Consider the following 14541-nt stretch of genomic DNA (forward strand, 5'->3'; position numbering starts at 1 on the left):
GCTTGTACAAACGACGCATGAGCCCGAACGGGTGCTGAGCCGCAGCAAGCAGGGAAGTGTGTTGTCGTGGACACCGACGAACGCCGACGAGAAATTCTTGAGATCGCCCGCCGTGACGGGTCAGTGGAAGTGACCGCGCTCGCCGCGAAGCTCGGGGTCGCCAAGGAGACCGTACGGCGTGATCTGCACGCCCTTGAGGGGCACGGCCTCGTCCGGCGCACCCACGGCGGTGCCTACCCGGTGGAGAGCGCGGGTTTTGAAACGACCCTCGCGGTGCGGACCACCCGGCTCGTCCCCCAGAAGTCCCGGATCGCGGCCGCCGCCGCCGATCTCCTCGGTGACGCGGAGACCGTCTTCGTCGACGAGGGGTTCACCCCCCAGCTCGTCGCCGAGGCGCTGCCGCGCGACCGGCCGCTGACCGTCGTCACCGCCTCCCTGGCCGTCGCTACCGCGCTCGCCGACGCCGAGAAGATCGCCGTACTGCTGCTCGGCGGCCGGGTCCGCGGCTCCACCATGGCCACCGTCGACCACTGGACCACCCGGATGCTCTCCGAGTTCGTCATCGACCTGGCGTACGTCGGAGCCAACGGGATCTCCCGCGAGTACGGCCTCACCACCCCCGACCCGGCCGTCAGCGAAGTGAAGGCGCAGGCCATGCGGAGCGCCCGGCGCCGGGTCTTCGCCGGTATCCACACGAAGTTCGGCGCGGTCAGCTTCTGCCGCTTCGCCGGTGTGGGTGATTTCGAGACGATCGTCACCGACGCCGGACTCCCCTCGGCCGAGGCCCAGCGCTACTCGCTGCTCGGACCGCAGGTCATCCGCGTCTGAACCGGGCGGCCCGCCGAGGCCCCGCCCCCCCTTCCACTCCATCGCCGTGTCCGCCGCCGTGCCCTCCGGGGCCGGAGGAGGGTCAGCGGCGCCCGGACCCTTCCGTAACGAATGATCAGGAGAGATCTCATGCCCCTCCAGCAAAGACGACGTGGAATCCGCGCAGTGGGTGCGGGCGCGGCCCTGGTGGGCCTCCTCGCGGGGTGCAGCGGCGCGGGCGGTGCCTCCTCCTCCGGAGGAGGCGAGACACTCAACGTGCTCATGGTGAACAACCCGCAGATGGTCGAGTTGCAGAAGCTGACCGCGGACAACTTCACGAAGGAGACCGGCATCAAGGTCAACTTCTCGGTCCTGCCGGAGAACGACGTCCGCGACAAGATCAGCCAGGACTTCGCCAACCAGGCCGGCCAGTACGACGTGGCCACCATCAGCAACTTCGAGGTGCCGTTCTTCGCGAAGAACGGCTGGCTCCACGCGCTGGACGAGTACACCGAGCAGGACAAGGACTTCGACCAGGCGGACATCCTCCCGCCGCTGAGCGACTCCCTGACCGCCGCGGACGGCAAGCTCTACGGCCAGCCCTTCTACGGCGAGTCGTCCTTCCTGATGTACCGCAAGGACGTCTTCGCCGCGAAGAACCTGACGATGCCGGACAAGCCCACCTGGCAGGAGGTCGCCGACCTCGCCGCCAAGGTCGACGGCGCCGAGAAGGGCATGCGCGGTATCTGTCTGCGCGGTCTGCCCGGCTGGGGCGAGGTCATCGCCCCGCTGACCACCGTCGTCAACACCATGGGCGGCACCTGGTTCAACGAGGACTGGGAGGCCCAGCTCACCTCCCCGGAGTTCAAGAAGGCCACCAAGTTCTACGTGGACCTGGTCCGCGAGCACGGTGAGGCAGGAGCCCCGCAGGCCGGCTACGCCGAGTGCCTCAACAACATGACCCAGGGCCACTCGGCCATGTGGTACGACGCCACCGCCGGCGCCGGATCGCTGGAGGCCAAGGACTCCCCGGTCAAGGGCAAGATGGGCTACGTACCGGCCCCCGTCGACAAGACGGACAGCTCCGGCTGGCTCTACACCTGGGCCTGGGGCATGCAGAAGGCGTCCAAGAAGACCGACAGCGCCTGGAAGTTCATCTCCTGGGCGTCCAGCAAGGAGTACGAGGAGCTGGTCGGCGAGAAGATCGGCTGGTCCAGCGTGCCGGCCGGCAAGCGCGCCTCCACCTACGCCAACGCCGACTATCTGAAGGAGGCCGGGGCGTTCGCCGAGGTCACCAAGGAGGCCATCGCCAGCGCCAACCCGAAGGACCCCGGCACCCAGCCCCGCCCGGCGGCCGGTATCCAGTTCGTCGGCATCCCCGACTTCACCGACCTGGGCACCAAGGTCTCCCAGGAGATCAGCGCCGCCATCGCCGGCAAGAAGTCCGTCGACGAGGCCCTGAAGATCTCGCAGGCGCTCGCCGAGAAGGTGGGCGAGAAGCAGCGGTGAGTACCTCCGTCAGTACGGCCCCCCAGTCCCCCGCCGACGTGTCGGGCGCTCCCGCGCCCCGACGCGCCGGCGGGGGCGCCCCCGGGCGGCGCGCCCGCGCCTGGGCCACCCGGGCGCCCCTGCTGCCCGCCCTGATCTTCCTGATCGCCGTCACCCAGCTGCCCTTCGTGGCGACCCTGGTGATCTCGCTGTTCGACTGGAACTCGCTCGCGCCCGACGACCGCGCCTTCGCGGGGCTGTCCAACTACGGCGAGGTTTTCACCGACGCGCGTCTGCGCGAGTCGGTCTTCACCACGGTCCTGCTCACCGGGACCGTCGTGGTCGTCAGCGTGGTCCTCGGACTGCTGCTGGCGCTCCTGCTGGACCGCAAGTTCTTCGGCCGGGGCTTTGTCCGGACGCTGCTGATCACCCCGTTCCTGCTGGTGCCCGTCTCGGCGGCGCTGATGTGGAAGCACGTGCTCTACAACCCGGAGTACGGCCTGCTCAACGGCGGCTGGGCCTGGTTCACCGGGCTCTTCGGGGTGGAGAACCCCGGCCAGCCCGACTGGATCTCGGACATGCCGCTGATCGCCGTCGAGACCGCCCTGGTCTGGCAGTGGACCCCGTTCATGATGCTCATCCTGCTCGCCGGACTCCAGAGCCGGCCCGCCGAGATCATGGAGGCGGCCAAGCTGGACGGCGCGACGGCCTGGCAGACCTTCCGCCATCTGACCCTGCCGCATCTGCGCCGCTATCTGGAGCTGGGGATCCTGCTCGGGTCGATCTACATCGTGCAGAACTTCGACGCGGTGTTCACCCTCACCTCAGGCGGACTCGGCACGGCAAACCTCCCGTACACCATCTACCAGACCTTCTACCAGGCTCACGAGTACGGACTGGCCTCCGCCGCCGGAGTCGTCGTGGTGATCGGCACGATCGCGATCGCCACCTTCGCCCTGCGGGTGGTCTCGTCCCTCTTCAGTGAGGAGGCGAACCGCGCATGAGCACCCTCTCCGTACCGCAGACCGCCGCCGCCACGCGCCCCCGCGTCGACAAGTACGCCCCCGCCGCCCGCCGGGCCCGGCGCCGCTCCGCCGGACTGGGCCTGCTGGCCTGGATCGTCGGCATCGTCTTCTGCCTGCCGGCGCTCTGGATGCTGCTGACCTCCTTCCACTCCGAGCCGGACGCGGCGACCAACCCGCCCTCCCTCACCGCGCCCCTCACCCTGGACAGCTACCGGGTCTTCTTCGGCGAGGGCGGCGGGGCCAGCCCCTGGCCGCCGCTGATCAACTCCCTGATGGCGTCGCTGTTCTCCACGCTGTTCGTGCTGGTCCTGGCGCTCCCGGCGGCGTACGCGCTCTCCATCAAGCGGGTGGAGAAGTGGACGGACGTCATGTTCTTCTTCCTCTCCACGAAGATGCTGCCGGTGGTCGCCGGGCTGCTGCCGGTGTACCTCTTCGCGAAGAACGCGGGGATGCTCGACAACATCTGGCTGCTGGTCATCCTCTACACGTCGATGAATCTGCCGATCGCCGTCTGGATGATGCAGTCCTTCCTCGCGGACGTACCCGTCTCCATCATCGAGGCGGCGCAGGTGGACGGCGCCCGGCTGCCGACCGTGCTGCTGCGGGTGGTGGCGCCGGTGGCCGCGCCCGGGATCGCGGCGACCTCGCTGATCTGCTTCATCTTCAGCTGGAACGAGCTGCTCTTCGCCCGGGTGCTGACCGGCGTGACGGCCCAGACCGCCCCCGTGTTCCTGACGAGCTTCGTGACCAGCCAGGGCCTCTTCCTCGCCCAGCTGTGCGCGGCGTCCGTCGTCGTCTCCCTGCCGGTGCTCGCCGCGGGGTTCGCCGCCCAGGACAAGCTTGTCCAGGGCCTTTCTCTTGGAGCAGTGAAGTAGATGAGGGCAGCGATCGTCGAAGCCGTCGGCAAGGTCTCCGTCACGACGGTTCCCGACCCGACTCCAGGCCCTCGGGACGTGGTGGTGTCCGTCGCCGCGTGCGGAATCTGCGGTACCGACCTGCATATCCTCCAGGGTGAGTTCGCGCCCACCCTGCCGATCGTCCCCGGCCACGAGTTCGCCGGCGAGATCGTCGGGATCGGCGCGGAGGTGACCGAGCTGGCGATCGGCGACAAGGTCGCCGTCGACCCGTCGCTCTACTGCCACGAGTGCCGCTACTGCCGCACCGGGCGCGGCAACCTCTGCGACCGGTGGAACGCGATCGGCGTCAGCAAGCCGGGCGGCGCCGCCGAGTACGCCGTCGCGCCCGTCGCCAACTGCGTGAAGCTGCCCGACCATGTCGACGTCCGGGACGCGGCGCTGATCGAGCCGCTGTCCTGCGCCGTACGCGGCTACGACGTGCTGAAGTCGAACCTGGGCGCCGAGGTGCTGATCTACGGCTCGGGCACCATGGGGCTCATGATGCTCGAACTCGCCAAGCGCACCGGCGCCGCCTCCGTGGACATCCTGGACGTCAACCCCGAGCGGCTCGCGACCGCCGTCAAGCTCGGCTGCTCGAACTCGGCCGCCGCCGCCGACGAGTTCGACCGGCCCGGCGGCTGGGACCTCGTCGTCGACGCCACCGGCAACGCCCGGGCCATCCAGGACGGTCTGGGCCGGGTCGCCAAGGGCGGTACGTTCCTCCAGTTCGGCGTCGCGGACTACGCGACGACCGCGGTGATCGAGCCGTACCGCATCTACAACCAGGAGATCACCATCACCGGCTCCATGGCGGTGCTGCACAGCTACGAGCGCGCCGCCGCGCTCTTCGCCGCCGGGGTCCTCGACCCGGCGGTCTTCATCAGCGACCGGCTGCCGCTGGAGCAGTACCCGCAGGCCATCGAGAAGTTCAAGGCGGGCCAGGGCCGCAAGATCGTGGTCGAGCCGTGACCGGAGCGGAGCGGACCGTACCGGCCGGCGCCGTGCTGGTGACGGGGGAGGCGCTCATCGACCTCGTACCGTCGCCGGACGGACCGGGGACCTACCGGGCCCAGCCCGGCGGCGCGCCCGCCAATGTCGCGGCCGGACTGGCCCGGCTCGCCACGCCCAGCTGGTTCGCGGGCGCCCTCGGCGGCGACGGGTTCGCCCGGATGATCGAGGAGTGGCTCGTCTCTGCCGGCACCGAACTCGGGCTGTGCGCGCGCTCGGAGCTGCCCACGACGCTCGCGGTCGCCGACCCGGGCCCGCACGGCACCGGCTACCACTTCCACCTCGCGGACACGGCGACCTTCCGGCTGCCGGACCACTCCGCCGAGGCCGGACGGTTCGCGGTGGTGTACGCGGGCGGGGTCGCGGCGGCCGTCGACGCGTCCGCCGACGCCGTGCTGGCCACCGCGCGCGCCGGAGCGGAGCACTCCCTGCTGGTCGTGGACCCCAATCTGCGTACGGACCGGACGATCGACCCGGAGACGGGCGGGCGCCGGCTGCGCGAGCTGTGCGCGCTGGCCCAGGTCGTCAAGGCGAGCGACGAGGACCTGGCCGGACTCTGGCCGGGCAGCGATCCGGACGAGAGCGCCCGGCGGCTGGCGGCCGAGGGCCGGCTCGTCGTACTCACCCGGGGCGCGAAGGGCAGCACGGCGTACGCCGGGACCGCGGAGCCGGTCTCCGTCCCCGCCGTCCCCGTCGAGGTGGTCAACACCATCGGCGCGGGCGACGCGTTCATGACCGGCGTCCTGCACTGGCTGAGCACCGCCGACGTCGACCGCGCGACCGGCCCGGCCGGTCTCGCCCGTGAACGGGTGGCTGAGATGCTCGGCTTCGCGGCGCGCGTCGCCGCCTCCGTATGCGCGCGGAGCGGTACGGAGCCCACTCTTCCGCTGCCCGGCTCGGACTGACGGGCGGCGGGTACCGACGGGGTCCGGCGGGCGACATCACCCGGCCGGGCCCGTGGAGGCCGCCTCCCCGGTGGCCGGAGCCACCGCCCTTCACGACAGGGCGGTGGCTCCGGACGTCCACCGGGGCGCCGGGGGAAATTTCCGGCTCGGCCGGACACACCGGGCCCCGGGGTGGCACGCTGAACGGCGAGAAGCGGACCGGGCGTTGTCCGGGCGGAGGTGAGGTCTTGTCACGATCCTTACCGAGCCCTTACGTTGGCCGGACGCGACGTGTCCTACAGCCAGTGGGGGAGCCAAGCCATGGCCGCAACCGGACGGCACCGCCGGTACCAGCCGAGCCGTATCAACCGTGCCTCGCTGACCGTCACCGCCGGTGGCGCGGGCATGGCGCTGCCGCTCCTCGCGGCGTCCACCGCGCACGGCGCGTCGGTGGAGACCTGGGAGAAGGTCGCGGCTTGCGAGTCGACCAACAACTGGCAGATCAACACCGGTAACGGCTACTTCGGCGGCCTCCAGTTCACCCAGTCCACCTGGGAGGCGTACGGCGGTGCGCGCTTCGCGTCGCGCGCCGATCTCGCCACCAAGGACCAGCAGATCGCCATCGCGGAGAAGGTGCTCAAGGGGCAGGGCCCCGGCGCCTGGCCCGCCTGCTCGGTCCGGGCCGGACTGACACGCGGCGGCGAGACACCCGACCTCTCGACCGGGAGCGCGCCGAGGACCGTCGCCGCCAGGAGCGCCGCCGGGAGTACGCGCGCCGCCGAGCAGAGCGCGAAGAAGACCGAACAGGCCGCCGAGGCCGTGCGGGCCGCGAAGCAGGCCGAGCGGAAGGCCGCCAAGAAGGCCGCCTCCCCGACCTCCGTACCGACCCGCCGCGAGGGCTACACCGTGGCGCGCGGTGACTCGCTCTCCGGGATCGCCGTCTCGGAGTCCGTCAAGGGCGGCTGGCAGCGGCTCTACGAGGAGAACCGCAAGCTCATCGGCCCCGACCCCGACCTGATCTTCCCGGGCCAGAAGCTGGTCCTCCAGACCCGGGCCCCGGTCAAGGGCAGCGCCGTACCGAAGCAGGCCGCCAAGACCGAGCAGCAGCCCAAGCAGCAGACGAAGCCCAGGGCCACCGAGCCGCCCGTGCGGACGGCCGGCGCGAGCGCCGGGAAGAGCACGGCGGCGGCGAAGACCAGCACGCTCACCGCCCCGGTCGCCTCGACGACCACCGGCACCCGCTACCGCCAGTCCGGCTCCTGGGCCAGCGGCTACCACACCGGCGTGGACTTCCCCGTCCCCACCGGCACCTCCGTGAAGGCCGTCGCCGCCGGAAAGGTCGTCTCGGCGGGCTGGGCGGGAGCGTACGGCTACGAGGTGGTCATCCGGCACGCGGACGGCAAGTACAGCCAGTACGCGCACCTCTCCGCGCTCAATGTGCGCGAGGGACAGACGGTCGGCGGCGGCCAGCGGATCGCCCGGTCAGGAACCACCGGCAACAGCACGGGCCCGCATCTCCACTTCGAGATGCGCACGGGACCCGGCTACGGATCCGACATCGACCCCGTCGCCTACCTGCGGGCCGGCGGCGTCCGCCTCTGAGCGCGCCCGCGCCCGGCGCCCGCGCGGCGCCGGCACGGCGCCCCGGACGGCCGTACGGACACCACCGGCGGTACGGCCGGAGCCGGCCCGGACCGGCCGCTCGACGGTGAGCAGGACCAGCCCGGCCGCCGTCACCGCCCCGGTGCCCACCGCCAGCACGGCACCGAGCAGCCCGTACCGGAACCCCTCGTCGAAGAGCGTGACCCCCACCACCGCGGCCACCACCGGATTGATCACGGTGACCGTCGCCAGCGGCGCGGCCAGCCCGGCGCCCCGGTAGGACGCCTGCGAGAGCAGTGTGCCGGCGACCGCGAGGACCCCGATCACGGCCAGGCTCGGCAGCCCCAGGGCGGGCCGGTCCGCGGCCCAGTCCACGGCGACGGCCTTCGTGAAGACCGAGCCGATACCGAACGCGGCGCCCGCCGCGCCGGCCAGCAGCAGGCTCCGTACCGCGGGCCGGCCCACCAACTGCGCGACCAGGAAGAGCAGCCCCACCGCGCCGAAGGTCACCGCGGCCAGCGTCAGCCGCTCACCCCCGCTCACCACGTGGTCGTCGGTGTCACCGGTCAGCGCGAGCAGCCCGGCCAGGCCCGCGGTCGTCAGGAGCGCGCCGCGCCACGCCGTACGCCCGGCCCGCCGGCCCACGAAGAGCGCCGCCAGCGGCAGCGCGAAGACGATGGTGAGCGCGCCGAGCGGCTGCACCAGGCTGAGCGGCCCGTACGCGAGCGCCACGACATGGAGCAGCGCCCCCAGCCCGTTCAGGGAGACGGCGGCCCACCACACCGCGTGGTGGAGCGGGGCGTAGGGCCGGTCGGGGGTGGCCGCCGCGACCCGCTCCTGGAGGATCGCTCCGGAGGCGTAGGCGATCGCGGAGACCAGCGACAGCAGGACGGACAGGGCAAGTGCGCTCATGGCGTCCACGATCTCCTGTCCGGGCCGGTCCAGTCGTCGTCCTCAAGAGGTCATTTCGGCGTACTGCTTCCGTAGTAGGGGGGATGCGCGGAACCCCGGTCCCGATTGGTACGGACCAATCCTTGTCATGCACTGGACGTTGGCGGAATGACGTGTTGTCATGCCAACTGCTCTGCGCAGTGAGCCGCCCCCCTCTCCTTACCAGGAGGATCTGTGCGTATCCGACGAAAACTGGCCCTCTTACTGGCCGTCGTTCTCGGCGTCGCGGGACTCGCCGCCGGCCCGGCCGCCTCCGCCTCCGTATCCGCCTCGGACGACCCGGCCGGACCCCATGGCCTCAAGGGCGAGTACTACACCCACTCCGCCCCCGGAGCCTTCGACTTCCACACGCTCAAGGCCACCGCCTTCGACCCCGCCATCGACTTCGACGACCTCGAACCGAGGCTGCGCGCCACCACCGGACGGACCACCGATGTCAGCGTCCGCTGGACCGGGAAGATCGTCCCGGCCACCAGCGGCGCCCACACCTTCTCGATCATCGGCGACAACGGATTCCGGCTCTGGATCGACGGCCGGCTGACCATCGATTACTGGGTCGACGAATGGAACAGGGAACAGACCGCCCCGCCCGTCGACCTCACCGCGGGCCGCGCCCACGACATCAAGGTCGAGTACTTCCAGCACACCGGAGGCGCCAACCTCCATCTGCGCTGGACCGAGCCCGGCGGCACCAAGCGGCCCGTCCCCTCCTCCGCGTTCCGGCTGCCGGACGGCTTCGCGTACGACGGCGCCCTCGCCGCGACCGTCCTGCCCGACGGCCGCACCCTGCGCCTCGACTTCGCCCAGGAACTCGCCCCGCCGCCCGCCGGGGCCGTCGCCGGCTTCGAGGCCGTCATCGGCGGCGCGCGCTGGCCGCTCGGCGCGCTCCGCGCGGATCCGGACGACGCCCGGCGGCTGCTGATTGCGCTCGGGGAGCCCGTCGTCGGCAGGGGCGGCGGCGCCGATGTGCGCTACGACGGCACGGGCGGGCTCGTCTCCCGGGCCGGCACGCCGGTCGGGGCCTTCTGGAGCGGCGGACCCAACACCTCCACGTACCAGCTGAGCACCCCCTGGGCCGCGGACGTCGGCCCGGACAACGCGCACCCCGAGTACCCCCGGCCCCAGCTCACCCGCGCCGCCTGGCGCAGTCTCAACGGCACCTGGCAGTTCGCCGCCGCCGAGCGCGGCGAGAGCCCGCCGGTGGGCCGGACCCTGGCCGAGCGGATCCTCGTCCCGTACCCCGTGGAGTCGCGGCTCTCCGGTATCGAGCGGCACGAGGACCGGATGTGGTACCGGCGTACGTTCACCGTCCCGGGCGACTGGCGGATCGGCGCGGGCAAGCGGCTGAACCTCCACTTCGACGCAGTCGACTGGCAGGCCGAGGTGTATGTCAACGGCGTCCGGGTCGCCGGGCACAAGGGCGGCTACGACCGGTTCACCGTCGATGTCACCGACGCGCTGAAGCCCGGCCGCGCCCAGGAGCTGATCGTCGGCGTGTACGACCCGACCGACGCCGCCGGCGGCGAGAACCCGCCGATGGGCAAGCAGCGCCTGAGCCCCAGCGGTATCTGGTACACCCCGTCCTCCGGTATCTGGCAGACCGTCTGGATGGAGCCCGTCGCGGCCGACCACATCGGCTCCCTCAAGCTCACCCCCGACGTCCCGGGCGAGCGGCTCGCCGTCGAGGTGCGCGGGATCCGGGCCGGGGTGCCGGTCACGGCCACCGCGTACGACGGCAAGCGCCGGGTGGGCACGGTCTCCGGCCGCGCCGGTACGGAGCTGAGCCTGCCCGTGCGCGCCCCACGCCTCTGGTCGCCCGCCGATCCGCATCTCTACCGGCTGGAGGTCAGGGCCGGCACCGACACCGTCGGCAGCTACTTCGGGATGCGCTCCATCGCCGTCGAGAAGATCGACGGCACCCCGCGCACCGTGCTCAACGGCACCCCGGTCTTTCTGATGGCCACCCTCGACCAGGGCTTCTGGCCCGACGGGCTGCACACCGCGCCGACCGACGAGGCGCTCGCCTTCGACCTCAAGGAGCACAAGCGGCTCGGCTTCAACTCCGTACGCAAACACATCAAGGTCGAGCCCGACCGCTGGTTCTACTGGGCGGACCGGCTGGGACTGCTGGTGTGGCAGGACATGCCGTCCATGAACACGGTCAACCCGGACGCGGCGGCCCGGACCCAGTACGAGCACGAGCTGAAGCGGATGATCGACCAGCACGGCAACAGCCCCTCGGTGATCATGTGGGTCACCTTCAACGAGGGCTGGGGACAGTACGACCAGGCCCGTATCGCGGACCAGGCCAAGGCGTGGGACCCGACCCGGCTGATCAACAACATGAGCGGGGTCAACTGCTGCGGCGCGGTCGACGGCGGCAACGGCGACATCGCCGACGCCCACGGCTACCCGGATCCGCAGCTGCCCGCCCCCGACGGCCGGCGGGCGCTGGTCAGCGGCGAGTACGGCGGCCTCGGCCTCGCCGTGCCGGGCCACGCCTGGCCCGTGCGCCACACCTATGTGAGCGTCGACCAGACCGCGTACACCGACGCCTATCTGGACCGGCTCCGCAAGGTACGGGCGCTCGCCTGCCGGGGCGGGAACGGCGCGGTCTACACCCAGATCACCGATGTGGAGGGCGAGTTGAACGGACTGCTCACCTACGACCGCAAGGTGCTGAAGCCGGACGCGGACCGGCTGAGGGCGGCTCACGAGGCCCTGATCGAGGAGGCCGCGGACCCCGCCACGATGGCGTGCGGCACCTCCTGACCGTGTGCTGAACCACTCATGCGCCGGCCTCCGGGAATAGCGCGTCCGGTGATCCGCCTTCTCCTTCTGTTACCGGGAGAGACAACGATCGAGGTCGGCGCATGAGTGGCAGCCAGCAGTCCGTACGCGACACGGAGCGCGGGGAGCGCGCCGACGGGCGCGGCACGGCCGGACACCCGCTGGACAACCCCGCGTACTCCGCGCTCACCGGAGCGCACGCGCGCTTCGCGGAACGGCACGGCCGGCTGCTGCGCTACCGGCCCGACGTCTCCCCGTGGCTGGCGCTCCCCGACGACCTCGCCGCGGGCGACGGCAGCGACGGCGACGGCGCGCTCTGGGCCGAGGCCGCCGCGCTCGCCGGTCCCGGCGGATCCCTCGCGCTCGCCGGATACACCGTCGCGCCGCCCGCCGGCTGGGAGATCACCTTCGCGGCGGACGGCGTCCAGCTCGTCGACGCGGGCGCCGCCACCGCGCCCGACCCGGCGGCCGTACGCCTCGGCCCCGCCGACGTACCGGAGATCCTCGGCCTGGTGGAGCGCACCCGGCCCGGCCCCTTCCTGCCGCGCACGGTCGAGATGGGCACCTATCTCGGCATCCGCCACGAGGGCGCCCTCGTGGCGATGGCGGGGGAGCGGATGCGGCCCGAGGGCTTCAGCGAGATCAGCGCCGTCTGCACCGCCCCCGAGTTCCGCGGCCGGGGTCTCGCGGCCCGGCTCGTCCTCGCGGTCGCCGACGGCATCCGGGCCCGCGGCGAGACCGCCTTCCTGCACGCCGCCGCCGACAACACGAACGCCATCAGGCTGTACGAGACGCTCGGCTTCGCCCCGCGCCGCCGCACCCGCTTCCTCGGCGTCCGCGTCCCCGCCTGACACGCGCAGGGGCGGGCCGGGGAGAAGCGGGGGCAGCCCGGGACCGCCGCGGCGCGGGCGGCGGCCGCCGTGGCGCACCCGTACCGCGCGACCGGATAAGATGTCGGCATTTTGCTGACGCCCCGCAGGCCCCTCTCGGGGCTCCGGCACACGGGTGACCCACGAGCGACCGAGGAACGGCACGAGCGATGACGGTGACAGAGGACAGCCCCGCGTACGGCGGCGGCCAGGTGCCCGGCCAGGCGTCCGGCGGGACCCCCGCCCACGGTCCCGGCATCGACCCCGACCGGATGGCCGTCTGCCTCGCCGTCCTCGGCGAACTCGACCGGCTGGACGTCGACCACCCCGACGCGATCGCCGTCCGGCGGGCCACCGCCGGAATCTACCGTACGGTCAAGCAGCGCCGCCGCCAGGAGCGCCGGGCCGCCAAGACCGCCCACGACAAGGCCGTCACCGAGGCCACCGCCACCGGCTCCGCCGAGCGCATCGACGACGAGACCCAGGGGCTGCTGCCCACCTCCTCGGCCAGCGGCGAGATCGCGGGCATACTCCAGCGCCCCCGCTCCTGCTACATCTGCAAGACCCGGTATGTCGAGGTCGACGTCTTTTACCACCAGCTCTGCCAGCCGTGCGCCGCCGAGAACCGGGCCCGCCGCGACGCCCGTACCGACCTCACCGGCCGGCGCGCGCTGCTCACCGGCGGCCGGGCCAAGATCGGCATGTACATCGCGCTGCGGCTGCTGCGCGACGGCGCGCACACCACCATCACCACCCGCTTCCCCGGTGACGCGATCCGCCGCTTCAAGGCGATGGAGGACAGCGCGGACTGGATCCACCGCCTCAAGATCGTCGGCATCGATCTGCGCGACCCGGCGCAGGTCGTCGCCCTCGCCGACACCGTCGCCGCCGACGGCCCGCTCGACATCCTGATCAACAACGCCGCGCAGACCGTACGCCGCTCCCCGGGGGCGTACCGCGAACTCCTCGCCGCCGAGTCCGCGCCGCCGCCCGCCGGCGAGCTGCCCGCCGCCCAGGTCATCGGCGCCTTCGGCAGCGGCGCCCAGGCCGTGCTGCCCGCCGCCGGGGTCGCGCCGCTGAGCGCCTCCGACATCACCGGGCTAGCGCTGGTCGGCGGCTCCGCGACGCTCGCCCGGATCGAGGCGGGCACCGCGATCGACGCGGGCGGTCTCGTACCGGATCTGCACGACTCCAACAGCTGGGTCCAGACGGTCTCCGAGGTCGACGCGGTCGAGCTGCTCGAAGTGCAGCTGTGCAACTCCACGGCGCCGTTCATCCTGATCAGCCGGCTGCGCCCGGCGATGGCCGCGGCGGCAGCGGCGGGCCGCGCCTACGTGGTGAACGTCTCCGCCATGGAGGGCGTCTTCAGCCGCGGCTACAAGGGCGCGGGCCATCCGCACACGAACATGGCGAAGGCCGCGCTGAACATGCTCACCCGCACCAGCGCGCAGGAGATGTTCGAGTCCGACCGCATCCTGATGACAGCCGTCGACACCGGCTGGATCACCGACGAGCGCCCGCATCCGGACAAGATGCGCCTCGCCGACGAGGGCTTCCACGCCCCGCTGGACCTGATCGACGGCGCGGCGCGGGTGTACGACCCGATCGTGCGCGGCGAGGGCGGGGAAGACCTCTACGGCTGTTTCCTCAAGGACTACGCGCCCGCGAACTGGTAGAACGTCACCGGCCCGTCGGTCCACCGGGAGTGGGCCGATTGGCCGGAACGTCACCCGAAAGCCAGCCCTATAGAGCGCATGGCCGCTCATCTGGTTACTCTGGTGCCCACGGGCGGCCAAGCGATCACTTCAGGGGGTACACCATCCCCATGGCCGCACCGCTGGGACAGGCCCACCACCAACGGCCGTTCCCGTCCGAAAACGGCGCCACCGCGACGGAACCGCCCCTGTCCCAGAGTTGCGCGACACGAAGGAGTGCGCGGTGACACCAGAAGTCGAGCGGTACGAGGAACGTCCGGCGGAGTCCGCCGAACGGCACCGCCGGGGGCCCGACAAGATCGGGAACCTTGAGGTGTGGGCCCGGTCCGCCCCGATCAGACTCGCCGGTTACGAGGAGGACCTCGCCGAGCCGCACATCCTGCCCGGCGTCGACTGACGTATCCCGTCCCCCCGGTCCGACGACGCCGTCCGGTCCCGTACCCCCGCAGTGGCCCGGTACGGGACCGGACGGCGTAGTGCGTGCCGCCTCCGCTTGCGGGCCGCCC

General features: G+C 71.9%; 12 protein-coding genes. 11 read left to right on the forward strand and 1 reads right to left on the reverse strand.

Features of this window, described 5'->3' with window-relative positions; genetic code table 11:
* Positions 1–66 precede the first annotated feature (66 nt).
* From DVK44_RS31510 to DVK44_RS31540, 7 genes are all read left to right on the forward strand, one after another.
* Complete coding sequence (locus DVK44_RS31510) at positions 67–828, forward strand: DeoR/GlpR family DNA-binding transcription regulator (RefSeq protein ID WP_114664027.1); 762 nt, start codon at positions 67–69, stop codon at positions 826–828.
* 129 nt (positions 829–957) lie between these two features.
* Positions 958–2316: an ABC transporter substrate-binding protein gene (locus DVK44_RS31515; protein ID WP_114664028.1), complete on the forward strand. Its 1359-nt coding sequence runs from the start codon at positions 958–960 to the stop codon at positions 2314–2316.
* Positions 2313–3299, forward strand: a complete 987-nt coding sequence (locus DVK44_RS31520; RefSeq protein ID WP_114664029.1) for a carbohydrate ABC transporter permease — start codon at positions 2313–2315, stop codon at positions 3297–3299. Before DVK44_RS31515 ends, DVK44_RS31520 begins: the two co-directional genes overlap by 4 nt.
* On the forward strand, positions 3296–4195 hold the full coding sequence (locus DVK44_RS31525) for a carbohydrate ABC transporter permease (RefSeq protein WP_114664030.1): 900 nt from the start codon (positions 3296–3298) through the stop codon (positions 4193–4195). Before DVK44_RS31520 ends, DVK44_RS31525 begins: the two co-directional genes overlap by 4 nt.
* Positions 4196–5185 carry a zinc-dependent alcohol dehydrogenase family protein gene (locus tag DVK44_RS31530; protein ID WP_114664031.1) on the forward strand — a complete coding sequence of 330 codons (990 nt, stop codon included), beginning with the start codon at positions 4196–4198 and terminating at the stop codon, positions 5183–5185.
* Complete coding sequence (locus DVK44_RS31535; RefSeq protein WP_114664032.1) at positions 5182–6129, forward strand: PfkB family carbohydrate kinase; 948 nt, start codon at positions 5182–5184, stop codon at positions 6127–6129. The genes DVK44_RS31530 and DVK44_RS31535 overlap by 4 nt, the downstream gene beginning before the upstream one ends.
* A 300-nt stretch (positions 6130–6429) precedes the next feature.
* Positions 6430–7710, forward strand: coding sequence for a transglycosylase family protein (locus DVK44_RS31540; RefSeq protein ID WP_114664033.1), 1281 nt, complete (start codon positions 6430–6432; stop codon positions 7708–7710).
* On the opposite strand, the gene DVK44_RS31545 is transcribed toward DVK44_RS31540, so the two are convergent.
* Positions 7591–8622 (reverse strand): DMT family transporter, encoded by a 1032-nt coding sequence (locus DVK44_RS31545; RefSeq protein ID WP_181957573.1) that lies wholly within the window; start codon positions 8620–8622, stop codon positions 7591–7593. The genes DVK44_RS31540 and DVK44_RS31545 overlap by 120 nt on opposite strands.
* 213 nt (positions 8623–8835) lie before the next feature.
* Here DVK44_RS31545 and DVK44_RS31550 point away from each other — a divergent pair, with 213 nt between their 5' ends.
* From DVK44_RS31550 to DVK44_RS36855, 4 genes are all read left to right on the forward strand, one after another.
* Positions 8836–11433 (forward strand): PA14 domain-containing protein, encoded by a 2598-nt coding sequence (locus DVK44_RS31550; protein ID WP_114664034.1) that lies wholly within the window; start codon positions 8836–8838, stop codon positions 11431–11433.
* A 101-nt stretch (positions 11434–11534) separates the two neighbouring features.
* Complete coding sequence (locus tag DVK44_RS31555) at positions 11535–12302, forward strand: GNAT family N-acetyltransferase (protein WP_114664035.1); 768 nt, start codon at positions 11535–11537, stop codon at positions 12300–12302.
* 188 nt (positions 12303–12490) lie between these two features.
* Entirely contained in the window at positions 12491–13996 is a 1506-nt protein-coding gene (locus DVK44_RS31560; RefSeq protein WP_114664036.1) for an SDR family NAD(P)-dependent oxidoreductase, read from the forward strand.
* A gap of 262 nt (positions 13997–14258) precedes the next feature.
* The gene (locus DVK44_RS36855) at positions 14259–14432 is read left to right on the forward strand and encodes a hypothetical protein (protein ID WP_181957574.1); all 174 of its coding nucleotides are present in this window, start codon (positions 14259–14261) and stop codon (positions 14430–14432) included.
* Positions 14433–14541 lie beyond the last annotated feature (109 nt).

Source organism: Streptomyces paludis (genome assembly GCF_003344965.1).
GTDB lineage: Bacteria > Actinomycetota > Actinomycetes > Streptomycetales > Streptomycetaceae > Streptomyces > Streptomyces paludis.

What these genes read in the sequence shown, in the direction of transcription:
- DVK44_RS31515 (WP_114664028.1), top strand. Translation starts at nt 958, where the DNA reads ATGCCCCTCCAGCAAAGACGACGTGGAATCCGCGCAGTGGGTGCGGGC.
- DVK44_RS31525 (WP_114664030.1), top strand. Translation starts at nt 3,296, where the DNA reads ATGAGCACCCTCTCCGTACCGCAGACCGCCGCCGCCACGCGCCCCCGC.
- DVK44_RS31530 (WP_114664031.1), top strand. Translation starts at nt 4,196, where the DNA reads ATGAGGGCAGCGATCGTCGAAGCCGTCGGCAAGGTCTCCGTCACGACG.
- DVK44_RS31540 (WP_114664033.1), top strand. Translation starts at nt 6,430, where the DNA reads ATGGCCGCAACCGGACGGCACCGCCGGTACCAGCCGAGCCGTATCAAC.
- DVK44_RS31545 (WP_181957573.1), bottom strand. Translation starts at nt 8,622, where the DNA reads ATGAGCGCACTTGCCCTGTCCGTCCTGCTGTCGCTGGTCTCCGCGATC.
- DVK44_RS31555 (WP_114664035.1), top strand. Translation starts at nt 11,535, where the DNA reads ATGAGTGGCAGCCAGCAGTCCGTACGCGACACGGAGCGCGGGGAGCGC.
- DVK44_RS31560 (WP_114664036.1), top strand. Translation starts at nt 12,491, where the DNA reads ATGACGGTGACAGAGGACAGCCCCGCGTACGGCGGCGGCCAGGTGCCC.